Here is a 24399-nt window from a genome sequence, read left to right as displayed (position 1 = left end):
CCGCCGCCATCACATCTCGTTGTAGACCGGCCCTTCGCCCCCCTGCGGCGTCACCCACACGATGTTCTGCGTGGGGTCCTTGATGTCGCAGGTCTTGCAGTGGACGCAGTTCTGGGCGTTGATCTGCAGGCGTTCGATGCCGGCGTCGTCCTTCACGAATTCGTAGACGCCGGCCGGGCAGTAGCGGCTTTCCGGGCCGGCATAGCGCGCGAGGTTGACGTCGACCGGAACCGAGGGGTCCTTGAGCGTCAGGTGGATGGGCTCGTTTTCCTCATGGTTGGTGTTCGAGATGAACACCGAACCCAGCCGGTCGAAGGTCAGCTTGCCATCGGGCTTGGGATATTCGATGCGCGGGCATTCCGCGGCGGGCTTCAGGTAGACGTGGTCGGGCTTGTCGCGATGCAGCGTCCAGGGAAAGTTGCCGCGCAGCAGCCACTGTTCGATGCCGGTCATCAGCGTGCCGACCGTGCGGCCCTTCTTGAACCACTGCTTGAAGTTGCGCGACTTGTTCAGTTCCTCGTGCAGCCAGGAGGCCTCGAAGGCGGCCGGATAGCTGGCCAGCTCGTCGTGGCTGCGGCCCGCCTCGATGGCCTCGAACGCGGCCTCGGCCGCCAGCATGCCGCTCTTGATGGCCGCGTGGCTGCCCTTGATGCGCGAGGCGTTCAGGAAACCGGCCTCGCAGCCGACCAGCGCGCCGCCCGGGAAGGCCAGGCGGGGCAGGGACAGCAGGCCGCCGGCGGTGATGGAGCGCGCGCCGTAGGCGATGCGCTTGCCGCCTTCCAGGAAGCCGCGGATGGCGGGATGGGTCTTGAAGCGCTGGAACTCCTCGAAGGGCGACAGCCACGGGTTGCTGTAGTCCAGGCCCACGATCAGGCCGATGGCGACCTTGTTGTCCTCGAGGTGGTACAGGAACGAGCCGCCGTAGGTATCGGCGTCCAGCGGCCAGCCGGCGGTATGGATGACCAGCCCGGGCTGGTGCCTGGCGGGGTCGATCTCCCAGAGTTCCTTGATGCCGATGCCGTAGCTTTGCGGGTCCTTGCCGGCATCGAGCTTGAGCTTCTCGTTCAGCTGGCGGCCCAGGTGGCCGCGCGAGCCTTCGGCGAAGACCGTGTAGCGGGCATGCAGCTCCATGCCCGGCTGGTACTGGTCGGTGGGCTGGCCGTCCCGACCCACGCCCATGTCGCCCGTGGCCACGCCCTTGACCGAGCCGTCCTCGTTGTAGAGGATCTCGGCGGCGGCAAAGCCGGGGAAGAGGTCCACGCCCAGGGCCTCGGCCTGCTCGCCCAGCCAGCGGGCCACCTTGCCCAGGCTGACCACGTAGTTGCCTTCGTTGTGGAAACAGGCAGGCAGCAGCCAGCCCGGCGTGGCGCGGGCGCCGGTCTCGGACAGGAACAGGAAGCGGTCTTCGCTGACCGGGGTGTTCAGCGGCGCGCCCTTGGCCTTCCAGTCGGGGATCAGCTCGGTCAGCGCGCGCGGGTCCATGACGGCCCCGGACAGGATGTGGGCGCCGATCTCGCTGCCTTTCTCCAGTATGCAGACTCCGATTTCGCGGCCTTTCTCGGCAGCAAGCTGCTTGAGGCGGATCGCGGTGGCCAGGCCGGCCGGCCCGCCCCCGACGATGACCACGTCGTATTCCATCGACTCGCGTTCGTTGCCTTGCATGTACAGGGTTCCTCCGGGTGGGGTGGGGGTGCGGAACCGGCGGTGTCGCCGCTAAGCTAAGATAGTTAGAAGTATCATCCCCGATTGTATTTCAAGCGATCACGGCCGTTGGCCACCACGTTAGCGAGGAAGACGATGAACAAGGTCTATGCCAGCGCCCGGGAAGCGCTAGCGGACATCGTGCGGGACGGGCAGACCCTGGCGGTCGGCGGTTTCGGCCTGTGCGGCATACCCGAAGCCCTGATCGCGGCGCTGCGCGACACCGGTGTCAAGAACCTGACCTGCATCAGCAACAACGCGGGCATCGATGGCGCCGGACTCGGCCTGCTGCTGGAAACGCGGCAGATCCGCAAGATGATTTCCTCGTACGTCGGCGAAAACAAGGAGTTCGAGCGCCAGTACCTGGCGGGCGAGCTGGAAGTGGAGTTCACGCCGCAGGGCACGCTGGCCGAGAAGCTGCGCGCCGGCGGCGCCGGCATCCCGGCCTTCTTCACCGCCACGGGCGTGGGCACCCAGGTGGCCGAAGGCAAGGAAATCCGCGAGTTCGACGGCAAGAAATACGTCATGGAACGCTCGCTGGTGCCCGACGTGGCGCTGGTCAAGGCCCTGGTGGCCGACAAGAGCGGCAACCTGATCTTCAACAAGACCGCCCGCAACTTCAACCCCAACGCCGCGATGGCCGGCAAGGTCACGGTGGCCGAGGTCGAGCGCATCGTCGAGAACGGCGAGCTGGATCCGGACCACATCCACCTGCCCGGTATCTATGTGCACCGCCTGGTCCTGAACGCGACCCCGGAAAAGCGCATAGAACAACGGACGGTAAGGTAGCCGGATCCACGGCGCTCTGGGTCGACGGATATCAAGGAGAGATGACATGGCATGGACTCGCGATGAGATGGCCGCGCGGGCGGCGCGTGAGTTGCAGGATGGTTTCTACGTGAACCTGGGCATCGGGCTGCCGACGCTGGTGGCCAATCACGTGCCCGAGGGGCTGGAGGTCTGGCTGCAGTCCGAGAACGGGCTGCTGGGCATCGGGCCGTTTCCCACCGAGGACGAGGTCGATCCCGACCTGATCAACGCCGGCAAGCAGACGGTGACCACATTGCCGGGTTCGTCCATCTTCTCGTCGTCGGACTCGTTCGGCATGATCCGCGGCGGCAAGATCAACCTGGCCATCCTGGGGGCGATGCAGGTGTCCGAGCAGGGCGACCTGGCCAACTGGATGATCCCGGGCAAGATGATCAAGGGCATGGGCGGCGCCATGGACCTCGTGGCCGGCGTCGGGCGGGTGGTGATCCTGATGGAGCACGTGGCCCGCAAGAAGGACGGCACGGTGGATCTGAAGATCCTGCCGGCGTGCACGCTGCCGCTGACCGGCGTGGGCGTGGTGGACCGCATCATCACCGACCTGGCGGTGCTGGACGTCACGCCGCAGGGGCTCAGGCTGGTCGAACTGGCGCCCGGCGTCACGGTGCAGGAAGTGGTCGAGAAGACCGCGGCCAAGCTGGATACCTCCGCCGTTGCCGCGTCGGTCTGAGTGGGGCGGGACGGCCCGGCGGGCCGTCCTGAGCGTGGTGTTGTCGGCCCTGGCCGCTTCCGCGCACGCCGAGGCTGGCGGGCCTTACATCCCGGCGGCGCTGGCCATTCCCGCCGTCGCCTCGCGGCCCGAGGCCTTCGTTCCGGACGGATTCACGCTCGAGCGCGAAGTGCAAGGGGACCTCGGCCTGGACGGGCAGGGCGTCGCGCAGGTCTACCGCAACGCCGAAGGGCGGCGGGCGCTGCTGATCGGGGCTAGAAGCCCCCAGGGTTTCCAGGCCACGGGCTGGGGCTTCGTCCTGCCGTGCGCCACCTGCGGCGTGGACCTGCCCGCCGACCGCAATCTGGAGCTGGCCATACGCCAGCAGCGCGTCGTCGTCACGGACCGCAGCGTCTCCAAGGCGGAAGAGATATCCACCTCGGCCGAACTGACCCTGTCCTACGACCGCGCCGCGCGCCGCTGGTGGCTGCAATCGCTGCGCCAACTGACCCTGTTCGCCCGCACCGGCCGCGCCGAAGAGTCGCGCGTGGACTACGAAACCGGCACCACCCGCGACGCCGTCGGCCGCTACGACGGCCAGGTCTTCTTCGCCGAAACCTCCCAGACCGGCACCCTCGAAGGCGACCGCCCCGCCCTGGATACGCTCGTGTTGTATTAGGGGTAGACCCAGGGCGCCGCGGATCCGGCTCCGCCGGTCCGCCAGCGCCGCCCCCTGGGGGGCGCGCGTAAGCGCGTAGGGGGGGCTCTATGTCTTTTTGTCGCCAAAGGTTACCCGTGTCCGGATCGCGGGCTTTCGCAACTCCCGCTATAATTCCAATTTCCCGCAAGCGCTCGGCAAAAACCGGGCGCCATTGGCAATGACCAAGTACGTATTCGTTACCGGTGGCGTGGTGTCTTCCCTGGGGAAAGGCATTGCCGCCGCGTCTCTGGCCGCTATCCTCGAATCGCGCGGCCTCAAAGTCACCCTCCTCAAGCTCGATCCCTACATCAACGTTGATCCCGGCACGATGAGCCCGTTCCAGCACGGCGAGGTCTTCGTCACGGAAGACGGCGCCGAGACCGACCTGGACCTGGGCCACTACGAGCGCTTCATCTCGGCGCGCATGCGCAAGGTGAACAACTTCACCACCGGCCAGATCTACGAATCGGTGCTGCGCAAGGAACGCCGGGGCGACTACCTGGGCAAGACCGTGCAGGTCATCCCCCACATCACCAACGAGATCCAGGATTTCATCGCGCGCGGCGCGTCGGCGGCCTGGGATGGCGAGACCGACGTCGCCATCGTCGAGATCGGCGGCACGGTGGGCGACATCGAGTCGCTGCCCTTCCTGGAAGCCGCCCGCCAGATGAGCCTGCGCCTGGGGCGCGGCGGCGCGGCCTTCGTGCACCTGACGCTGGTGCCCTTCATCGCCTCGGCCGGCGAACTCAAGACCAAGCCCACGCAGCATTCGGTGCAGAAGCTGCGCGAGATCGGCATCTACCCGCATGCGCTGCTGTGCCGTGCCGACCGCCCCATCCCGGACGACGAGCGCGCCAAGATCTCGATGTTCTCGAACGTGCCGCTGGACGCGGTCATCTCGGTCTGGGACGTCGACTCCATCTACAAGATCCCCGCCATGCTGCACAAGCAGGGGCTGGATGAGTTGGTCTGCGAAACGCTGGGGTTGCAGCCCGAGCCGGCCGACCTGTCCATGTGGGATCAACTGGTCCATGCCCGCGAGAACCCCGAGGGCGAGGTCCACATCGCGATGGTCGGCAAGTACGTCGACCTGACCGAGTCGTACAAGTCGTTGACCGAAGCGCTGGTGCACGCCGGCATCCATACCCGCTGCAAGGTGGTGGTCGACTACATCGACTCCGAGGAGATAGAGAGCGAAGGCGTGGGCAAGCTGAGCAAGTTCGATGCGATCCTGGTGCCCGGCGGCTTCGGCAAGCGCGGGACCGAGGGCAAGATCCAGGCGATCCGCTATGCCCGCGAGAACGGCGTGCCCTACCTGGGCATCTGCCTGGGCATGCAGCTTGCGGTCATCGAGTTCGCCCGCCACGTGGCCGGCCTGGTCGGCGCCAACAGCACGGAATTCGATCCGGACACCCTGCATCCCGTGGTCGCGCTGATCACCGAGTGGATGGACCGCGAGGGCCGCGTCGAGCGCCGTTCCAACACGTCCGACCTGGGCGGCACCATGCGCAAGGGTGCGCAGCGCTGCCCGGTCAAGGCCGGCACCATGGCGCACGACATCTACGGCGACGAGGTGAACGAGCGCCACCGCCACCGCTACGAGGTGAACAACGTGTACGTGCCCAAGCTGGAAGAGGCCGGCATGGTCATCAGCGCGCGCACGCCCACCGAGAGCCTGCCGGAAATGATGGAATTGCCCAATCATCCGTGGTTCATGGGCGTGCAGTTCCACCCCGAATTCACGTCCACGCCGCGCGACGGCCATCCGTTGTTCTCGGCCTACATCCGCGCGGCGCGCAAGCACAAGCTGCAGCGCGTGGCGGCGGAGCAGGGCTGAGCGCCTGGAGGTCACCATGAGCCAAGACCCGCACGCCTCGACCCGCAGCTACCCGATCTGCGGCTTCGAGATCGGCCTCGCCAGGCCGTTCTTCCTGATCGCCGGACCCTGCGTGATCGAATCGCAGCAAATGGCGATCGACACGGCCGGCGTCCTGAAGGAGCTGACCGGCAAGCTCGGCATCCCCTTCATCTACAAGAGTTCGTTCGACAAGGCCAACCGCAGCTCGAGCAAGTCGTTCCGCGGCATGGGCATGGATTTCGGGCTGAAGGTGCTGTCCGAGGTGAAGGCCCAGGTGGGCGTGCCGGTGCTGACCGACGTGCATGAAACCGAACAGGCCCGTCCCGTGGCCGACGTGGTGGACATGCTGCAGACGCCGGCTTTCCTGTGCCGGCAGACCGATTTCATCCGCGCCTGCGCCGCCACGCTCAAGCCCGTCAACATCAAGAAGGGCCAGTTCCTGGCGCCGCACGACATGGTCAATGTCGTGGCCAAGGCCCGCGAAGCCGCCATCGAGGCCGGCGGCGACGGCGGCAACATCCTGGTCTGCGAACGCGGTGCATCGTTTGGCTACAACAATCTCGTGTCGGACATGCGCTCGCTCGCTATCATGCGCGAGACGGATTGCCCCGTCGTGTTCGACGCCACGCATTCGGTGCAACTGCCCGGCGGGCAGGGCACGACGTCCGGCGGGCAGCGCGAATTCGTGCCGGTGCTGGCGCGGGCGGCGGTGGCCGTGGGCGTGTCGGGCCTGTTCATGGAAACGCACCCGGATCCGGCGCATGCCAAGTCCGACGGGCCCAACGCCGTGCCGCTGGCGCGCATGGGCGACCTGCTGGCATCGCTGATAGAACTCGACCGCGTGACCAAGCGTCACGGGTTCCTCGAAAACGATTTCCAATAACTTTTCTAGAGACTGGACTCCTATGAGCGCAATCGTAGACATCATCGGGCGCGAGATCATCGACTCCCGCGGCAATCCCACCGTGGAGTGCGACGTGCTGCTGGAATCGGGCGCGATGGGCCGCGCCGCCGTGCCGTCGGGCGCGTCCACCGGCGCGCGCGAAGCCATCGAGCTGCGCGACGGCGACAAGTCGCGCTACCTGGGCAAGGGCGTGCTCAAGGCCGTCGAGAACGTCAACACCGAGATCGCCGAAGCGCTGATGGGCCTGGATGCGCAGGAGCAGGCGTTCCTGGACCGCACGCTGATCGAACTGGACGGCACCGAGAACAAGGAGCGCCTGGGCGCCAACGCCATGCTGGCCGTCAGCATGGCCGTGGCCAAGGCCGCCGCCGAGGAATGCAGCCTGCCCCTGTACCGCTACTTCGGCGGCAGCGGCGCGATGAGCATGCCCGTCCCGATGATGAACGTCATCAACGGGGGCGCGCACGCCAACAACAACCTCGACATGCAGGAATTCATGATCCTGCCGGTGGGCGCCAGCAGCTTCCGCGAATCGCTGCGCATGGGCGCCGAGGTGTTCCACGCGCTGAAGAAACTCATCCATGACAAGGGCATGTCCACCGCGGTGGGCGACGAGGGCGGCTTCGCTCCCAACGTCGAGAACCACGAGGCGGCCATCCAGCTCGTGCTGCAGGCCATCGAGAAGGCCGGCTACGAGCCCGGCAGCCAGATCGCCCTGGGCCTGGACTGCGCCAGCTCGGAATTCTTCCGCGACGGCAAGTACCACCTGGAAGGCGAGGGCGTGACCCTGAGCGCCCAGGAACTGACCCACATGCTGGCCACCTGGTGCGACAAGTACCCCATCGTCTCGATCGAGGACGGCATGGCCGAGAACGACTGGGACGGCTGGAAGTACCTGACCGAGCAACTGGGCAAGAAGGTGCAACTGGTGGGCGACGACCTGTTCGTCACCAACACCAGCATCCTCAAGCGCGGCATCGAGCAGCGCATCGCCAACTCGATCCTGATCAAGATCAACCAGATCGGCACGTTGACGGAGACTTTCGCGGCGATCGAGATGGCCAAGCGTGCCGGCTACACGGCCGTGGTGTCGCATCGCTCGGGCGAGACCGAGGATACGACCATCGCCGACATCGCCGTCGCCACCAACGCGCTGCAGATCAAGACCGGCTCGATGTCGCGCTCGGACCGCATGGCCAAGTACAACCAGCTGCTGCGGATCGAGGAAGACCTGGGCGACGTCGCCCACTACCCCGGCCGCGAGGCTTTCTACAACCTGCGCTGATGCGCGCGGCCGCGCCGCCTTGTGCGGCGCGGTCCACGGAAGAGCCTCCATGCGCCTGCTCACGCTGATAATCGCCCTGTTGCTGGTGCTGATCCAGTATCCGCTCTGGCTGGGCAAGGGCGGTTGGTTGCGCACCTGGGAACTCGAGCGCCAGCTCGACGCCCAGCGCCATACCAATGACGAGCTGCGCACGCGCAACGTCGCGCTCGACGCCGAAGTGCGCGACCTGAAGAGCGGGACCGACGCCATCGAGGAGCGGGCCCGCTACGAGCTCGGCATGCTGCGCCAGAACGAGGCCTTCGTGCAGATCGTCGACACCCCGCCGGCCGGCACCGTGCCGGCCAGCGCCGCCCAGCCGGCCGCCCGGCCGGCGGCTTCCACACCCGACCGGCGCTGACGCCAGGGACCATTCACAGGGCCCATTCCCGGCCTGTGCGAGCGGCCTTTAGCGGGAACAGACCCTACGGCGCCAGGATGTCCCGGTTCCTGCCGTGCTCGCGTGCCGCCGACTGCATGGGCATGGCGATCTCGCGGCGTATCACCAGCAGCCCCGCGGCGCGGGCCCGCCTGACGTAATCATCGGTTTCCGAAGCGTTCGCCAGCGACCGCAGCAGCGCGCGCATGCCCGGCAGGTAGGGGGCGTGCAGGTAGGTCAGCCGGAGCACGAGCGTATTCGCGTCGAACAGCGTCTGGCCCGAGCGTGGGCCGATGCCGCCGCGGTAGCGCGAAAAGTAGACGGTGTCGTGGTGCAGGCGCTGATAGTCGTAGTCGAGTTCGCGCGGTCCCGCCGCGCGTCCGGTCGGGAAGTCCTGGAAGCTGGCGGCAGTCGGGCTGAGTTGTTCGATCCGCGCCATCGGCAGGCCATGATGGCGGGCCCAGCCCGCCATGCGTGCCCTTGCCGCGGCCGACTGGTCGCCCGGACTGGCCAGGGCGGGGGTGCCCAAGGCGGGGGACAGGGCGCGTTCGAAAGCCTGGGCCATGGCGGCCGGATCGGCATGCGCCGCCGTTCCGGCCCGGGCGGCCTCGAACATGGCATAGCCGACGGCCTGGCGTGTCAGCAGCCAGCGGCCCGTTTCGAAGGCCCCCAGGCCCGTCAATAGCAGGGGGATGGCGACGACCGTGAATTCGGCCATGGCGGCGCCGCGCTGGGAAAGCAGGGAAGGCATGGGCGGAGGGTCATTGCGGGCCCTCCAGCGTGCCTGCGCGCGGCCGGCACGTCGATTGTGGGAACCACGGCGGACCGCCGCCGCCTGGTTCCGGCTCTAGTGCCGGGCCTCGCTCTGGTGCCGCACCTTGGCCGACGCGTTGGCGAACAGTTCCGCGCAGTCGACCGGATCGAACTCGAAGCTCTTCACGCAGTAGTCGCAGTTGATCTGGACGCGGCCCTGCTCGGCCAGGATGTCGTCGATTTCCTCCTTGCCCAGGCGCAGCAGCACGTCGGCCACTTTTTCGCGCGAGCAGGTGCAGCGGTACGACACGCCCGCCGGCTCGAAGGTGCGCAGGGTCTCCTGCCAGTACAGGCGCCGGATCAGCGCGTCGGGCGTCAGCGTCAGCAATTCCTCGGACTTGATCGTCTCGGCCAGGATCTGCGCGCGTTCCCAGGTGTCTTCCGCGACCGAGGCCGGCGCGGGGTCGGTCGTCGTCTTGCCGCCCTGGCGGGGCAACTGTTGCAGCAGCACGCCGGCGGCGCAGCCGGTGTCGGCGGCGAGCCAGATGCGCGTCTGCAACTGCTCGGAGGCCAGCATGTAGTGTTCCAGCGCCTGGGCCACCGATTCGCCCTGCAGGGCGACGATGCCCTGGTAGGGTTGTTGGCCGGGCAGGCGGTCCTGCGGATCCAGCACCACCGAGAAGCGGCCGCCGCCGTGGGGGTTCAGCAGGCTCTGGAACGTGCCGTCGTCAGGTACCGCGTGGCCTTCGCGCAGCTTGACGGTCGCCCGCATGCCCAGGTCGGCGTGGCATTCCACGACGACCAGGCCGATGGGGCCGTCGCCCTGCAATTGCAGCACCACGGTGCCGTTGAACTTGATGTTGGCGGCCAGCAGCGCGCTGGCCGCGACGAGTTCGCCGAGCAGCTTCTGGATGGCGGGCGGATAGTCGTGCCGTGCCTGGATTTCCCTCCAGGTATCGCGTATGGACACGACTTCGGCCCGGACCGTCTGGTCCTCGAACAGGTATTTCTTGAGTTGGTCGGACAAGACGGCTTCCTCGGAAAAAAATGGGGCAGCAGCGGGCGCCTGGACCGGCCATTCTACAATGCACCCCATGACTGCTGAATTGGAACTGCGGCAGGCCGCCTGCGCGCTGCTGGTCCTGGATGATCCCGCCGGGAAGGCCGCCGGTACCCGCGAATTGGCAGCCACGCCTGTATATGTGGACGCCGGCCGCGTCTTGCAAGAGCCCGTGGGAGTGCCCGGCCGGCCGGCGCGGCCGCCGCTGGTGTCGCCGCGCGACGTGCCGGGACGGGGAGTGGCCTCGGTCGAGGCGCGGGCGGCGCTGCTGCACGCACTGGCCCACATCGAGTTCAACGCGATCAACCTCGCGCTGGATGCGGTCTGGCGTTTCGCCGGCATGCCGGACGAGTACTACCTGGACTGGCTCAAGGTCGCCGGCGAGGAAGCCCTGCATTTCTCGCTGCTGGCCGACCACCTGCGCATCCTGGGCCACGCCTACGGCGATTTTCCGGCCCACGACGGGCTATGGCAGATGGCCGAGCGGACCCGGCTCGATCCGCTGGCCCGGATGGCGCTGGTGCCGCGCACGCTGGAAGCCCGGGGCCTGGACGTGAGCCCGGCGATACGGGCCAAGCTGGCGGGGGCCGGGGACGAGGCGGCGGCCGGCATCCTGGACATCATCCTGCGCGACGAGATCGGCCACGTGGCCATCGGCAATCGCTGGTACCGGTATCTGTGCGAGCGCGAGGGCGTCGATCCCGTGGACCATTACGCGGTGCTGGCCCGGCGCCATGACGCGCCGGGGCAGTTCGGGCCGTTCAATCTTCCCGCCCGCCGGGCGGCCGGCTTCACGGAAGCGGAGCTGCGCTCGCTGGAGCAGTCGGCCATTTCCGGCCGCGATCGTCCTCGATCTGCCTGAGCGCCTGGCGCCGGATCTTGCCGGACGGCGTCAGCGGCAGGGCTTCGACGAATTCGATGTCCTTGGGCGCGCCGTCCGTGCCCAACTGGCCGCAGGCATGCGCCAGCAGGGCCTCCCGCAGGGCTGCCTCGCGGGCGGCCTTGTCCTGTTCCGGCACAGCCTGGGCGACGACATAGGCCTTGATGCCGCTGCCATCCGGCGTCGGCACGACCACCGCCTCGGCCACGTCGGGGTGCCGGGTCAGACAGTCCTCGATCGGTCCCGGCGCGACCAGGCGGTTGCCCAGCTGGAACATCTCGTCCAGGCGTCCCACGTACCACAGGTAGCCGTCGGCATCCTGCCGGGCAAGGTCGCCCGTGCGGTGCCAGGTGCCGCTGACCGGGCGCCCGGTTTCCTCGCCCCGCCAGTAGCCGGCGAAGAAGGAAGGATCGGGATGGCCGTGGATGTCGTAGCGATTGACGGCGATCTCGCCGTGTTCTCCGGTGGCGACCGGCCGGCCCAGCGCGTCGACGATGGCGATCTGGTGGCCGGGGTAGGGCTTGCCCAGGCTGCCCGCCCGGGCGGGCCATTTCTGGCTGCTTTGGCCGATGATCGTGCCGATCTCGACCTGGCTGAAGGTTTCGTTGGGTTCGATCCCCAGCGCGGCCCTGCATTGTTCGAACAGCGCCGCGCCGAGCGAGGTATCGGTGGCCGTGATGGCGCGCAGGGCCAGCCGATGACGTTCCGCGGGGCGCGGCACGGCCTTGAGCAGCCGCCGCAGGTCGCGGGTGGTAAGGGCGACGTTGGTGACGCGGTAGCGTTCCAGCAGGGCGAACGTGGCTTCGGGATCCGGCGGCCGGCGCATACCCACCATCGGCTGGCCGAAATACAGGCCCGGCAGGACCGCGCCGAACAGGCCGTGGGGGCTGCCCCATTCGGATGCCGTCCACAGGACGTCGGCAGGCTGGGGAAACCAGTTCTGGGCGGCCACGAAGCCGGGCAGGTTGCCTATCAGGGTGGCATGGGGCAGGACCACGCCCTTGGGCACGCTGCCCGCGCCCGCCGTATAAAGCAGCAGCGCGGGGTCCGAGGCCGAGGTGGGATGCATGTCGAAGGCGCTTTCCTGGCGAGCGAGCAGCGTGCGCCAGGAAAGGACCCGCTCGTCGTCCAGGTCGATGCCGACCGTCTGGCGCAGCAGGGGGCAATGCTCGGTGGCCGGCAGCAGTGCCGCGGCCGCGGCGCCGTCGACGATGGCGATCCGGGCTTCGCTGTCGCGCAGCCGCTGTTCGTAGGTCTGGGCGTTCAGCGCGACCGACAGCGGAACGGTGATGGCGCCCATCTGGTAGACGGCGATATGGGCGACGATGGCTTCGGGGCGCTGGGGCAGGGCGATGGCCACGCGGTCGCCGCGTTGCACGCCCATGCGGCGCAGGCCATTGGAGAAACGGTTGGCGTATTCGTGCAGGCGGCCGTAGGTCCAGACTTCGCGCCGTCCTTCGGCATCTTCCGCGTAGATCGCGATGCGGCGGGCATCGGCGCTGGTGACGGTCCAGCGGCGGCAGCAGACATCGGCGATGTTCAGGCGTTGCGGGACCCACCAACGGAACGTGGTGTAGAGTGCCTGGTACTGGTCTTCCATAACCCTCCGCTGGATTCAGGATCTGGTCCGGCCAGGTCGGCGGACGGGGTTTGCTGCGTTATATGGCAATCATTACTGACCTGACCGATAACCGCAATGGCTTTGGTGCTGCCGGCGCAGGAGCAGGGCACCACTCCGGCCCGCGTTTTTCGCGGGTTTTCCCTCAATTTCCCCTAATTGTCGATAAATGATCATGTACGAGCCGCTAGTCGCCCCGCGATCGGAGTATCTGGAAGTTCGGGGTTTGCGTCACCATTTTCGTCATTGGGGCGACAATGGCGCCCCGTTGCTGCTGGCCCTTCACGGCTGGATGGACTCGTCGGCTTCGTTCCAGTTCGTGGCCGACCGGCTGGCTCGCCGGTTCCATATCGTGGCGCCAGACTGGCGCGGCTTCGGCAGGACGCAATGGGGTGGGGGAGATTCCTACGAGGTGGGCGAATACCTGGGCGATCTCGACGCTTTTTGCCGTCATCTTTCGCCTTCCGGCCCGCTTTTGCTGCTGGGACACAGCATGGGCGGCAACATGGCGATGCTGTATGCCGGCGTGCGCCCCGACCGGGTGGCGGCAGTGGTCAACCTGGAAGGGCTGGGCCTGGCGGCGCAGCCGGCCGAGGCGGCGCCGGGCAGGCTGCGCCAGTGGTTGGACCAGATCGCGGCCGGCGCGCGGCTGGCGGACTACGACAGTCCGCAAACCTACGCCCAGCGCCTGATGCGGGACAATCCCGGGCTGGACGCCGGTAAAGCGCTGTTCCTGGCCCGCGAGAACGGCTGCCCCGACGGGGAACGGTGGCGGCTGCGCGCCGATCCCGCCCACAAGATCGTCAATCGCGTTCTTTATCGGCTGGAGGAGGTGCTGGCCTGCTGGCGCGGGATCGCGGCGCCGGTGCTGTGGGTCGAGGCGGCAGACAGCGCCGTCCGCGCCAGGGCTTGGGCCGAACCGGGCTACGAGGACAGGCTGGCCTGCGTTGCTTCGCTGCAACGGGCGCTGGTGGAGGATGCCGGCCACATGCTGCATCAGGAGCGTCCGGACGAGGTGGCGCAACTCGTAGCAGATTTCCTGGCGCGGGCGGCGACGGTGCCGGATGGCCGTCCTACAATGTGAACATGGAACCTGCCCTGAACGTCGATCTGCACTGCCACTCCCAGGTGTCGGACGGCATGCTGCCGCCGGCCGGCCTGGCGGCGCGTGCACGCCGCAACGGCGTCGACGTGCTGGCGCTGACAGACCACGACGAGGTCGGCGGACTGCACGAGGCCGCGGCGGCCTCGCGGGAACTGGGGATGCGCTTCGTCCCGGGGGTGGAAATCTCGGTCACCTGGGCCGGCGAAACGGTCCACATCGTGGGCCTGGGCGTCGATCCCGATGACGCGGTCCTGGTCGAGGGGCTGCGCGACACCCGTTCCGGCCGCGAGCGCCGCGCCCGCGAAATGGCGGCGCAACTGGCAGCGGTCGGCATCCCGGGCGCCTTCGAGGGGGCGCTGGTCCATGTCGGCAACCCGCAACTCATCAGCCGCACCCATTTCGCGCGTTTCCTGGTCGAGCGCGGCGTGTGCAAGGACGTGGGCGAGGTCTTCCAGAACTACCTGGTGGAAGGCAAGCCCGGCTACGTGCCCATGCGCTGGGCCACGCTGCCCGATGCCGTGGGGTGGATACGAGGCGCCGGCGGCGTGGCTGCCATCGCCCACCCGGGCCGCTATCCCTACACGCCGCTGCAGTTCCATGCGCTGTACGACGAATTCCTGCAACTGGGCGGAGTCGGCATCGAGGTCGTCACCGGCAGCCATACGCCCGACCAATACCGCGAGTACGCCGAGGTCGCCGTGCGCTACGGCTTCCTGGCTTCGCGCGGCTCGGATTTCCACGGTCCCGAGGAAAGCCGGGTAGACCTGGGCTGCCTGCCGCCCCTGCCCGCGCACCTGACGCCCATCTGGCACGACTGGTTTTGAGCTCCATGAACAAGGCTTTTGTCAAAGAATCCGAGGGCCAGGAGGACGACGACCTGCCCGAGCACCTGGCCCTGCCGGCCGGGGTACGCAATTACATGACGCCCGACGGCTACGCGCGCCTGCGCGGGGAACTGGTCCACCTGATGAACGTGGAGCGGCCGTCCGTGGTCCAGATCGTGTCGTGGGCCGCGTCCAATGGCGACCGATCCGAGAATGGGGACTATCTGTACGGCAAGAAGCGCCTGCGCGAGATCGATCGCCGCATGCGCTTCCTGACCCGCCGCCTGGACATCGCCGAAGTGGTGGACACCTCCGCGCAGCCCAATCGTGACCAGGTGTTCTTCGGCGCCACGGTCACCTACATGGACCGCGCCGGCGAGGAGCACACCGTGACCATCGTGGGCGTGGACGAGGCCGAACCGCTGCAAGGGCGGATCAGCTGGATCTCGCCCGTGGCGCGCGCCCTGATCAAGGCGCGCGAGGGCGACACGGTCGTGCTGCGCACGCCGTCGGGTGTGGATGAACTGGAAATCCTGGAAGTGCGCTATCCCGATCCGGCGCCGCAGTAGCGGGCCGGTCAGCCCTTGACGCGGATGATGCGCTGGACCTGCGGCACGCGCCGCAGGTGGCGGATGACCTGGGCCAGGTGCTGCCGGCTTTCCACCTGGATGGTGAAGTGCACCGCCACGGTGGACGACGCCTCGTCCTGCATGGAGACGTGGGTGATGTTGGCGTCCGAGGCCGAGATCTCGGCCGCCACGCGGCCCAGCACTCCGCGCTCCTGGCGCAGCACGACATCGATGCGGACGTTGAAGTGGCGCGAGGTCTGGTCGTCCCAGGCGACGTCCAGCCACCGTTCCGGTTCGCGGGCGCGCTGGCGCCGGGCATTGGGGCAGTCTTCGGTGTGGACCACCAGGCCGTGGCCCAGGCGCACGTAGGCGACGATGGCATCCCCGGGGATGGGCGTGCAGCAGGGCGCCAGCTGCACGGCCAGGCCTTCGTTGCCCTGGATGCGTATGGGCGAGGCGGTGCCCTGTTCCGTGTAGCGTTCCACCTGCTCGGCGGTGGTCGAGATGGGATCGCCCTCGGGCATGAAGCGGCGCGCAACCACCGCAGCGAGCCGTTTGCCCAGCCCGATGTCGGCCAGGATCTCGTCGCGCGAGCGCGCGCCGCTGCCGCGCGCCAGCTTGTCCCAGATCGGGTCGGTGCTGTCCGGCATCGGCATGTTCATGGATTTCAGCGCCTGGCCCAGCAGACGTTCGCCGAAGCTGACGGATTCCTCGTACTTGACCGTGCGCAGGTAGTGGCGGATTTCCGAGCGCGCCTTGCCGGTGCGCACGAAGTTCAGCCACTGGGCGTTGGGGCGGGAATGCTCGGCGGTGACGATCTCGACCGCATCGCCGCTCTTGAGCTCGGTGCGCAGCGGCACGAACTCGCCGTTGACCTTGGCGGCCACCGTCTGGTTGCCCACGTCGGTGTGGATGCTGTAGGCGAAATCGATGGGCGTGGCGCCGCGCGGCAGCGAAATGATCTTGCCGCGGGGCGTGAAGACGTAGACCGCATCGGGGAAGAGGTCCACCTTGACGTGTTCGAGGAACTCGCTGCTGTCCCCGGTCTGGCGCTGGATGTCCAGCAGCGATTGCAGCCACTGGTGAGTGCGCTTTTGCAGGTCGTTCAGGTCGACGTCGGAGGTCTTGTACAGCCAGTGCGCCGCCACGCCGCTCTCGGCCACCTGGTTCATGTCGCGCGTGCGGATCTGGAACTCGACCGGCGTCCCGTAGGGGCCCACCAGCGTCGTGTGCAGCGACTGGTAGCCGTTGACCTTGGGAATGGCGATGTAGTCCTTGAACTTGCCCGGCACCGGCCGGAACAGCTGGTGCAGCGTGCCCAGCGCCAGATAGCACTCGGGCTGCGAATTGACCACGATGCGAAAGCCGTAGATGTCCAGCACTTCCGAGAACGATTTCTTCTGCTCCAGCATCTTGGTGTAGATGCCGTACAGGTTCTTCTCGCGGCCGTTGACCTCGGCCTCGATACCGGCGGCGGGCAGCGCCGCGCGCACGGCTTCCTGGATCTTGCCCACCAGTTCGCGGCGGTTGCCGCGCGCGGCCAGCACCGCCTTGCGCAGCACCATGTAGCGGTGGTGATACATCGCCTCGAAGCAGAGTTCCTGCAGTTCGCGGTAGATGATGTTCAGCCCCAGGCGGTGGGCGATGGGCGAATAGATCTCCAGCGTTTCGCGCGCCACGCGGCGGCGTTTCTCGTGGCTGACGGCGCCCAGCGTGCGCATGTTGTGCAGCCGGTCGGCCAGCTTGATCAGGATGACGCGTACGTCGCGCGCCATGGCCAGCAGCATCTTGCGGAAGCTCTCGGCCTGCTGCTCGGCCTTGCTGGCGAACTCCAGCCGGTCCAGCTTGGACAGTCCGTCGACCAGGTCGGCGACCTCGGTGCCGAAGCGTTCGATCAGTTCCTGCTTGGTGACCCCCTGGTCTTCCATGACGTCGTGGAGCAGGGCGGCCATCAGCGCCGCCGCATCCAGCTTCCAGGCGGCGCAGATTTCGGTGACGGCGATGGGGTGCGAGATGTAGGGCTCGCCACTGGCGCGGAACTGGCCCAGGTGCGCTTCGTCGGAGAAACGGTAGGCTTCGCGCACCCGGCGGACGTCTTCCGGGCTCAGGTACTGCGAAATGGTTTCGGCCAGCGGGGCGAACGACACGCCGGCGGGGGCCGGCGCCGGACCGGCTGAGGCAAGCGCCTGTGCGCCGGCGGCGGCAGCAACTGCTGTCGGTGTCCCGGAATTGCTTCCGGGACGCGAGGAAGAGACTGGAAATCCCATGGTCGCCTCAGGAGGAGCGTCCCCGGGTGGACCGGGCCGCTCCGGGCATCGCCGGCATACGTGCCGGCGGCAAGACCATCATGGTCTTGTCAATCAGGTGGGGACCTTTTTCAGCATTTCCACTCCGGTCACCCCGGAAGCGACCTCTCGCAGCGCGGTCACGGTCGGCTTGTCCTTGCTATCGAGCTTGGGGGCGTGGCCCTGGGCCAATTGCCGGGCGCGATAGGTCGCCACGAGGGTCAGTTTGAACCGGTTCGGAATTTGCTTCAAGCAGTCTTCTACGGTGATACGTGCCATGAGGGTCCCTGAAAGCTGTGCGTACTGGACGCGAATCAAAGCGGTGCGGAAGTTTGCGGAATGCCCAGTTGCGAAAACAGGCTGGCATGCCGGGCTGCCTGAGAACGAAAACGCAGCCTGGCGGCGGTAACGATCGTCGTCATGTCGGCCAAGGCTGCGCTAAAGTCTTGATTAATAATAACATATTCGAATTCGGGGGCATGCGCGAACTCGCCCCCCGCCGCCAGCAGCCGCCGCGCGATCACGTGGGGCTCGTCCTGGCCGCGTTCGTGCAGCCGCGTTTCCAGGGCTTCGATGGACGGTGGAAGAATGAAGATGCCTATGGCTTCGGGGAACTTGGCGCGCACCTGGCGGGCTCCCTGCCAGTCGATTTCCAGCAGGACGTCGTTGCCCGCCTCGGTCTGGCGCTCGATCCAGCTGCGCGGCGTGCCGTAGAAATTCCCGTGTACCTCGGCCCATTCGAGCAGGTCGTCGTCGCGCTGCATCTTCTCGAAGGCGGGCACGTTGACGAAGTGGTATTCCTTGCCGTCGGTCTCGCCCGGCCGGGGCGGGCGGGTAGTGCAGGAAATGGACAAGCGGATTTCGGGTCTGGCCTTGAGCAGGGCGTTGACCAGGCTGGACTTGCCGGCGCCGCTGGGCGCGACGACCATGAAGACGTTACCGGCGCGTGGAGGCATGAATCAGTGCGGCAAACAAAAAAATATTATATCCCCCCCCGCCCTTGGGGGACGCAAGAATACGGCGCTCCGCACCGAGACAGCCCCACAGAGACCCAGGATGCGGTGGATCCGGCTCCGCCGGTCCACCCGCATCGCCCCCTGGGGGGCGCCCGTAAGGGCGTAGGGGGGTTATCTACCCGTACTCATTTTTTGGTTGTTGGTCTGCAGCGCCTTGATGATGGCGTCCACGCCGCCCTGCGAGCCGATGGAGGCGAACTGGTCGCGATAGTTCTGGATGAACCAGACGCCCATGACGTTCAGGTCGTAGATCTTCCAGCCCTGGGCGCTTTTCTCCAGCCGGTAGTCGACCGGGATGGGGTCGCGCTGTCCGTCGGTGACCGTGGTGCGCACGACGACGTCGGTGGCGTTGGGCTCGGCGCGGAAGGGGCGCATGTCGACGCGGGCCTGCGGGGTGATGGCGGAGACCGAGCCGCCGTAGGTGCGCACCAGCATGTTGCGGAATTCCTTCACGAGCGAGCTGCGCTGCTCGGGCGTGGCCTGGCGCCAATAGCGGCCCACCGCCAGCCGGGTGGTCTTCTCGAAGTCCACGTAGGGCAGGATCAGTTCGTCGATCGCCTGGTTGATCTTCTCGGGCGAGCCGGATTTCAGCTCCTGGTCCTTGCGGATGCGCTCGAGCACGTTGTTGGCCGCCTTCTGGATGATCACGTTGGGCGGGTCCTGCGGGTCGGGCGCCTGCGCGCGGGCCTGGCCGGCGGCGAAGAAGGCGAGGGCCAGCGCGGCGGCCCAGCAGGCGAGCCAGGCCAGGCGGTGGCGGATCGGGGCGAGGGCTTGGGGGGCGGGGCGCGAGTCGAGCATGGAATCTCCCTGGACGGACGGCGGCCGGAGGCCGTCGGTATGTATTGGAGGGTATATCACGTCCGGTGTTCCGGACGACTGAAACAGAATGCTGCGAAGGCCGGGGGCGGCGGATGGCGCCGTGTCGCTGTGCTATGTTTTCCGATCCTTTCCTTCCTTTCCCCGCGGACCGCGCCATGACCTCGACCTCCACTCCCGCCATACGGCTCGTCAAGCGCTACGATGTGCGCGATTTCTTCCGCAAACCGGAACGTTCCAGCTATCGCATCTCGCCCGACGGCCGGCACCTGGCCTTCCTGGCGCCTGCCCAGGGCCGCCAGAACGTCCACGTGCAGGCGCTGGACGAGCAGGGCGTCCCCACTGGCCCGGCGCGGGCGCTGACCGGGGAAGCCGAGCGGGACGTGGGCGGGTTCTTCTGGAAGGGGCCGGCCCATATCCTGTACGTCAAGGATTTCGGCGGCGACGAGAACTTCCACCTGTTGTCGGTGCCGCTGGACGGCGCGTCCGAACCGACCGACCTCACCCCCTACGACGGCGTGCGGGCCGACGTGGTGGACGACCTGATCGACGACGACGCGCACGTGCTGCTGTCGCACAACCGGCGGGACCCCCAGGTGTTCGACGTGTTCCGCGTCGAGGTGGCCACCGGGAAGGAAGAGCTGATCGCGCAGAACCCCGGCAACATCACCGGCTGGGCCACGGACCACGATGGCCGGCTGAGGCTGGCGGTGGCCACGGACGGGGTCAACAATACCTTGCTCTATCGCGATACCGAGGCCGAGGAGTTCCGCCCCATCCTGACCACGGATTTCAAGGAAAGCGTCGCGCCGCTGTTCTTCACGTTCGACAACAAGCGCATCTACGTCAGCTCCAACCGCGGCCGGGACAAGGCCGCGCTGTTCGAATTCGATCCGCACACCGCGCGCGAAGGCGCGCTGATATTCGAGCATCCCGAGGTCGACGTCTCGGGGCTGGCCTACTCGCACCGGCGGAAGGTCCTGACCGAGATCGGCTATGTGACCTGGAAGGCCCAGCGCCAGGTGCTGGATCCGGCCACCGCCGAGATCTACGCCGACCTGGAAAGCCAGCTGCGCGGCTACGAGGTCGCGCTGCAGAGCGAGACGCGCGACGAGACACGTTTCGTCGTGGCGGCCTACAACGACCGCACCCAGGGAGCGCGCTACCTGTACGACGCCGCCTCGCGCAAGCTGACCAAGCTGGGCGAGATCCAGCCGTGGCTGCTGGAACGCGACATGGCGCCGATGAAGCCCGTGCGCTATACCGCCCGCGATGGCTTGAAGATCGACGGCTATCTGACGCTGCCGGTGGGCGTGACGCCGCGCAACCTGCCGGTCGTCATCCATCCCCATGGCGGGCCGTGGGCGCGCGATACCTGGGGCTACAACCCCGAAGTCCAGTTCCTGGCCAACCGCGGCTATGCCGTACTGCAGATGAATTTCCGGGGCTCGACCGGCTACGGGCGCAAGTTCTGGGAGGCCTCGTTCAGGCAGTGGGGCCGGGCCATGCAGGACGACATCACCGACGGCGTCGAATGGCTCAAGCGCGAAGGCATCGCCGATCCCGGGCGCATCGCCATCTACGGCGGCAGCTACGGCGGCTACGCGACGCTGGCGGGCATCGCCTTCACGCCGGACCTGTACGCGGCGGCCGTGGACTACGTGGGAGTCTCGAACCTTTTCACGTTCATGAATACCATTCCGCCGTACTGGAAGCCTTTCCTGGATTCCATGCACGAGATGGTGGGCGATCCCGAGCGGGACAAGGACATGCTGCACGCGGCGTCGCCGGTGTTCTTCGTCGACCGCATCAAGGCGCCGCTGTTCGTGGCGCAGGGGGCGAAGGACCCGCGCGTCAACAAGGACGAGAGCGACCAGATCGTGGCCGCGTTGCGCGCGCGTGGCGTGGAAGTCGAATACATGGTCAAGGACAACGAAGGGCACGGCTTCCACAACGAGGAGAACCAGTTCGAGTTCTACGCCGCGATGGAAGCGTTCCTGGCCAAATACCTGTAGGCCCTAGTCGATCAGCCCGGCCAGCGCCGCACGCCATTCGTCGACGCGGCCAAGGTAGCGGCCGGTATCCAGCAGCCGGTAGCGGCCATTGCGTTCCAGCGCGAAGGTCGGGAAGCCCTGGCCGCCGGCGTGGGCAAGCAGGGCGCGGCTCTCGGCGATGTGGTCGCGTGTCGGCTGGCCTTTGCGCGCCGCATAGGCGGCTTCGAAGGCCGGCCGGTCCAGGCCGATGTCGGCCGCCATCTCGGCCAGCACCCCGGCGTCGGCGATGCGCCGGCCTTCCACGTAATGGGCGCGTTGCAGCCGGGCCAGCAGGTCCAGGTCGCGTCCTTCGCCGCCCGCGTCGAGCGCAGCCAGGATGGCGGTAATGGGCGGTTCGGAGTCGAACACCGCATCGTGGTCGCGCAGCAGGCCATCGAAATAGGCCTGGCCGAAAGGCTGGCCGGTCATGGCCGCGATGCGCCGGTCGTGCGGCATGACGTAGTTGCGCAGGCGGTCGGTCACGGGCTGTCGGTTGCTGCCGGCCATCATGCCGCCGCCGTGCGCGGTCACGGGCAGCAGATGGCGGGCCGCGGCCATCAAGGGGGCCGAGGCATAGCACCAGCCGCAGAAGGGATCGTAGATGTAGTGAAGCCTGGTCGTTTCCATGATGGGCTTGGGGGACGCATGCGTCCGGATTTTCGCCAGGTGCCAGGATAATTACAAAAAACGATAGTAAAAACCGTAGAATCAAGAATTATTTGTTGCCGGAACCGGTCAGGTATGGACAGACTCAGCGCGATGCGCGTATTCGTCGAAGTAGTCGACCGGGGCAGCCAGTCCGCGGCGGCCGAGGCGCTGGAATTGTCCCGGCCGGCCGTCTCGCGCTATCTGGCCGAACTGGAGGAATGGGTGGGGGCCCGGCTGCTGCACCGGACCACGCGCAGGCTGAGCCTGACGCCGCCCGGCGCCGAGGTGCTGGCGCGCTGCCGCCAGATGCTGGAACTGGAAGGGGACATGCGCGCCGCCGTGTCCAGCCCGGACAGCGCGCCGCGCGGCGTGCTGCGCGTGACGGCGAGCACGTCCTTCGGTCAGGCCCACCTGGCGCCGGCCATCGTCGACTACACCCGCCAATACCCCGACGTGGCCGTGGACATGGTCATGGCGGACCGCACCGTCAACCTGGTCGACGAACGCATCGACCTCGCGCTGCGCGTCACCAACGACCTCGATCCCAACCTGATCGCGCGCCGGCTGACGGCATGCCGCTCGGTGCTGTGCGCCTCGCCCGACTACCTGAGCCAGCACGGCACGCCGGGCAGGCTGGAGGAACTCGGCCTGCACAATTGCCTGACCCATTCGTACACCGGCAAGAGCCTGTGGCACTTCGTTCGCGCCGGCGCGCCGGTGTCCGTCGCGGTGGGCGGGAACATCAGCTCCAACGAAGCGACCGCGCTGGTCGAGGCGGCCGTGTGCGGGGCCGGCATCGCGATGCTGCCGACCTATGCGGTGGGCGGGCTGGTGCGCGCGGAACGCCTGCGGGTGCTGCTGCCCGATGCGCCGCCGCGCGACATGACCCTGTACGGCGTCTACACCTCGCGCAAGCACATGCCGCCCACGTTGCGCACGCTGCTCGATTTCCTGGCGCAGCGCTTTTCGGATCCGCCGGCCTGGGACGCCGAACTGCAGGACATCCTGGCCGCGCCGGCGGCGCGCGGCCGGCGCGGCGCAAGCCGTCACCAGTAGCCGGTCGTGACCGCGGGCGTGTCCGCGTCCTCCCGCCCCGGGCGGGCGGGACGGGCGCCGCGTCCTATGCCGTAGTAGGCCAGTCCGCAGCTTTCCACGTATTCGGGGTCGTACAGGTTGCGGCCGTCGAAGATCGCGCGGGACTTGAGCCGGCCCGCCAGCCCGCGGAAATCGGGCGACTTGAACTCGCGCCATTCGGTCACCACGGCCAGCACGTCGGCGCCTTCGCAGGCCGCCAGCGCGTTGGGGACGATGACCAGGCCGGGGTGGCCGATCGCGCGGCGCGCGTTGTCGGCGGCGACCGGATCGTACGCGCGCACGGTCGCGCCGTCGGCCAGCAGCTCGCGCACCAGCGCGAGGCTGGGCGCCTCGCGTATGTCATCGGTATTGGGCTTGAAGGCCAGGCCCCACAGCGCGACGCAGCGGCCTTGCAGCGACGGGCCCAGGTGGCGGCGTATCTTCGCCGCCATGACGCGCTTCTGTTCCTCGTTCACCCGCTGCACGCTGTCGAGCAACGGCGTCGATTCGCCATGGTCGGCCGCCAGCCGGGCCAGCGCCTGGATGTCTTTCGGAAAGCACGATCCGCCGTAGCCCACGCCGGCGTACAGGAAGTGGTGGCCGATGCGGGGATCGGCGCCGGCGCCGTGGCGCACCGCCTCGATGTCCGCGCCGACTTTCTCGGCGATCCTGGCCAGCTCGTTCATCAGCGAGATGCGCGTGGCCAGCATGACGTTGGACGCGTATTTCGTGAATTCGGCCGAGCGCACGTCGGTGTGGATCAGCCGGTCGCGATTGCGGTTGTAGGGGGCGTACAGAGCCGCCATCAGCCGCAGCGCGCGGGCGTCCTCGGTGCCGATCACGATCCGGTCGGGACGTTGGAAGTCGTCGACCGCGCTGCCTTCCTTCAGGAACTCCGGGTTCGAGGCGACCGAGACGCGCCACGGGGCACCGCGCTCGCGCAGGGTTTCCTCGATCAGTGCCTGCACGCGGTGGCAGGTGCCGACGGGCACGGTCGATTTCACGACGACGACCATGTCGCGCGGGATCGCCCGGCCCAGGGCCGCGCTGGCCTCGAGCACGTGGCCCAGGTCCGCCGAGCCGTCCTCGTCCGCCGGCGTGCCGACCGCGATGAAGACGATCTCGGCATCGCTCAGTGCCGAGGGCAGGTCATCGGTGAAGGCCAGGCGTCCTGCCTGCGCGTTGTGCGCGGCCATCTCGGCCAGCCCGGGTTCGAAGAAGGGGATGCCCCCGCCGCGCAGCACGCGCAGGCGCTCGGTATTGCGTTCGACGCAGACGACGCGGTTGCCCACGTCGGCCAGGCACGCACCGGTAACCAGGCCGACGTAGCCGGCCCCTATGATCGCGAGATTCATGTCCCGATTTATATCGGGCGCGC

At 67.6% G+C, this 24399-nt stretch carries 23 protein-coding genes; 13 read left to right on the top strand and 10 right to left on the bottom strand.

Features of this window, described 5'->3' with window-relative positions; genetic code table 11:
- Positions 1–9: 9 nt before the first annotated feature.
- A complete protein-coding gene (locus tag N5K27_RS16990) occupies positions 10–1638 on the bottom strand; it encodes an electron transfer flavoprotein-ubiquinone oxidoreductase (protein WP_087839546.1) in 1629 nt (542 codons plus the stop codon).
- A gap of 159 nt (positions 1639–1797) precedes the next feature.
- On the opposite strand from N5K27_RS16990, the gene N5K27_RS16985 reads away from it, so the two are divergent.
- From N5K27_RS16985 to ftsB, 7 genes are all read left to right on the top strand, one after another.
- On the top strand, positions 1798–2490 hold the full coding sequence (locus N5K27_RS16985; protein ID WP_124689058.1) for a CoA transferase subunit A: 693 nt from the start codon (positions 1798–1800) through the stop codon (positions 2488–2490).
- 46 nt (positions 2491–2536) lie between these two features.
- Positions 2537–3199: a 3-oxoacid CoA-transferase subunit B gene (locus N5K27_RS16980; RefSeq protein ID WP_087839429.1), complete on the top strand. Its 663-nt coding sequence runs from the start codon at positions 2537–2539 to the stop codon at positions 3197–3199.
- Positions 3183–3857: a hypothetical protein gene (locus N5K27_RS16975; protein WP_132980019.1), complete on the top strand. Its 675-nt coding sequence runs from the start codon at positions 3183–3185 to the stop codon at positions 3855–3857. Before N5K27_RS16980 ends, N5K27_RS16975 begins: the two co-directional genes overlap by 17 nt.
- Positions 3858–4056: 199 nt before the next feature.
- Positions 4057–5715, top strand: coding sequence for a CTP synthase (locus N5K27_RS16970; protein WP_087839431.1), 1659 nt, complete (start codon positions 4057–4059; stop codon positions 5713–5715).
- A gap of 16 nt (positions 5716–5731) precedes the next feature.
- Positions 5732–6619: a 3-deoxy-8-phosphooctulonate synthase gene (kdsA, locus tag N5K27_RS16965; RefSeq protein ID WP_087839432.1), complete on the top strand. Its 888-nt coding sequence runs from the start codon at positions 5732–5734 to the stop codon at positions 6617–6619.
- Between the two features lie 22 nt (positions 6620–6641).
- Positions 6642–7925, top strand: a complete 1284-nt coding sequence (gene eno / locus N5K27_RS16960; RefSeq protein ID WP_087839433.1) for a phosphopyruvate hydratase — start codon at positions 6642–6644, stop codon at positions 7923–7925.
- Between the two features lie 49 nt (positions 7926–7974).
- Positions 7975–8322 (top strand): cell division protein FtsB, encoded by a 348-nt coding sequence (ftsB, locus tag N5K27_RS16955; RefSeq protein ID WP_087839434.1) that lies wholly within the window; start codon positions 7975–7977, stop codon positions 8320–8322.
- Between the two features lie 64 nt (positions 8323–8386).
- Here the strand turns inward: ftsB and N5K27_RS16950 are convergent, their stop codons facing one another.
- Both N5K27_RS16950 and hslO read right to left on the bottom strand, forming a co-directional pair.
- Positions 8387–9091 (bottom strand): TadE family protein, encoded by a 705-nt coding sequence (locus N5K27_RS16950; RefSeq protein WP_279817688.1) that lies wholly within the window; start codon positions 9089–9091, stop codon positions 8387–8389.
- Positions 9092–9187: 96 nt separating this feature from the next.
- On the bottom strand, positions 9188–10120 hold the full coding sequence (gene hslO / locus N5K27_RS16945; protein ID WP_087839436.1) for an Hsp33 family molecular chaperone HslO: 933 nt from the start codon (positions 10118–10120) through the stop codon (positions 9188–9190).
- 67 nt (positions 10121–10187) lie between these two features.
- On the opposite strand from hslO, the gene N5K27_RS16940 reads away from it, so the two are divergent.
- Positions 10188–11015 carry a ferritin-like domain-containing protein gene (locus N5K27_RS16940; protein WP_087839437.1) on the top strand — a complete coding sequence of 276 codons (828 nt, stop codon included), beginning with the start codon at positions 10188–10190 and terminating at the stop codon, positions 11013–11015.
- Here the strand turns inward: N5K27_RS16940 and N5K27_RS16935 are convergent.
- Entirely contained in the window at positions 10945–12633 is a 1689-nt protein-coding gene (locus N5K27_RS16935; RefSeq protein WP_087839438.1) for an AMP-binding protein, read from the bottom strand. The two genes, N5K27_RS16940 and N5K27_RS16935, sit on opposite strands and share 71 nt — an antisense overlap.
- A gap of 286 nt (positions 12634–12919) precedes the next feature.
- Between N5K27_RS16935 and N5K27_RS16930 the strand changes: the two genes are divergently transcribed.
- The 3 genes from N5K27_RS16930 to greB are packed head-to-tail and all read left to right on the top strand — an operon-like array spanning position 12920 to position 15149.
- Positions 12920–13735 carry an alpha/beta hydrolase gene (locus tag N5K27_RS16930; protein ID WP_254914617.1) on the top strand — a complete coding sequence of 272 codons (816 nt, stop codon included), beginning with the start codon at positions 12920–12922 and terminating at the stop codon, positions 13733–13735.
- Entirely contained in the window at positions 13732–14580 is an 849-nt protein-coding gene (locus N5K27_RS16925) for a 3',5'-nucleoside bisphosphate phosphatase (RefSeq protein ID WP_165963207.1), read from the top strand. Before N5K27_RS16930 ends, N5K27_RS16925 begins: the two co-directional genes overlap by 4 nt.
- A gap of 5 nt (positions 14581–14585) precedes the next feature.
- Complete coding sequence (greB, locus tag N5K27_RS16920; RefSeq protein ID WP_087839441.1) at positions 14586–15149, top strand: transcription elongation factor GreB; 564 nt, start codon at positions 14586–14588, stop codon at positions 15147–15149.
- Positions 15150–15157: 8 nt separating this feature from the next.
- Here the strand turns inward: greB and N5K27_RS16915 are convergent, their stop codons facing one another.
- From N5K27_RS16915 to N5K27_RS16900, 4 genes are all read right to left on the bottom strand, one after another.
- Positions 15158–17296 carry a bifunctional (p)ppGpp synthetase/guanosine-3',5'-bis(diphosphate) 3'-pyrophosphohydrolase gene (locus N5K27_RS16915; protein WP_243724562.1) on the bottom strand — a complete coding sequence of 713 codons (2139 nt, stop codon included), beginning with the start codon at positions 17294–17296 and terminating at the stop codon, positions 15158–15160.
- A 213-nt stretch (positions 17297–17509) separates the two neighbouring features.
- Positions 17510–17713, bottom strand: a complete 204-nt coding sequence (gene rpoZ / locus N5K27_RS16910) for a DNA-directed RNA polymerase subunit omega (RefSeq protein ID WP_087839443.1) — start codon at positions 17711–17713, stop codon at positions 17510–17512.
- Positions 17714–17748: 35 nt separating this feature from the next.
- Complete coding sequence (gmk, locus tag N5K27_RS16905; protein WP_087839444.1) at positions 17749–18390, bottom strand: guanylate kinase; 642 nt, start codon at positions 18388–18390, stop codon at positions 17749–17751.
- A 171-nt stretch (positions 18391–18561) separates the two neighbouring features.
- A complete protein-coding gene (locus N5K27_RS16900) occupies positions 18562–19248 on the bottom strand; it encodes an ABC transporter substrate-binding protein (RefSeq protein ID WP_279817679.1) in 687 nt (228 codons plus the stop codon).
- A 176-nt stretch (positions 19249–19424) separates the two neighbouring features.
- On the opposite strand from N5K27_RS16900, the gene N5K27_RS16895 reads away from it, so the two are divergent.
- Complete coding sequence (locus N5K27_RS16895) at positions 19425–21281, top strand: S9 family peptidase (protein ID WP_279817677.1); 1857 nt, start codon at positions 19425–19427, stop codon at positions 21279–21281.
- Positions 21282–21284: 3 nt separating this feature from the next.
- Here N5K27_RS16895 and N5K27_RS16890 read toward each other — a convergent pair whose 3' ends face one another.
- Positions 21285–21926 (bottom strand): DsbA family protein, encoded by a 642-nt coding sequence (locus tag N5K27_RS16890; RefSeq protein ID WP_279817676.1) that lies wholly within the window; start codon positions 21924–21926, stop codon positions 21285–21287.
- A 114-nt stretch (positions 21927–22040) separates the two neighbouring features.
- On the opposite strand from N5K27_RS16890, the gene N5K27_RS16885 reads away from it, so the two are divergent.
- A complete protein-coding gene (locus tag N5K27_RS16885; protein WP_279817673.1) occupies positions 22041–23003 on the top strand; it encodes a LysR family transcriptional regulator in 963 nt (320 codons plus the stop codon).
- Here the strand turns inward: N5K27_RS16885 and N5K27_RS16880 are convergent.
- On the bottom strand, positions 22994–24376 hold the full coding sequence (locus N5K27_RS16880; protein WP_279817671.1) for a UDP-glucose/GDP-mannose dehydrogenase family protein: 1383 nt from the start codon (positions 24374–24376) through the stop codon (positions 22994–22996). The genes N5K27_RS16885 and N5K27_RS16880 overlap by 10 nt on opposite strands.
- Between the last annotated feature and the right edge of the window lie 23 nt (positions 24377–24399).

This window comes from Pigmentiphaga sp. GD03639, from assembly GCF_029845405.1.
Lineage (GTDB): Bacteria > Pseudomonadota > Gammaproteobacteria > Burkholderiales > Burkholderiaceae_B > Pigmentiphaga > Pigmentiphaga daeguensis.
Note: the sequence above shows the minus strand (reverse complement) of the source record. Positions and strands in the feature narration are given on the sequence as shown.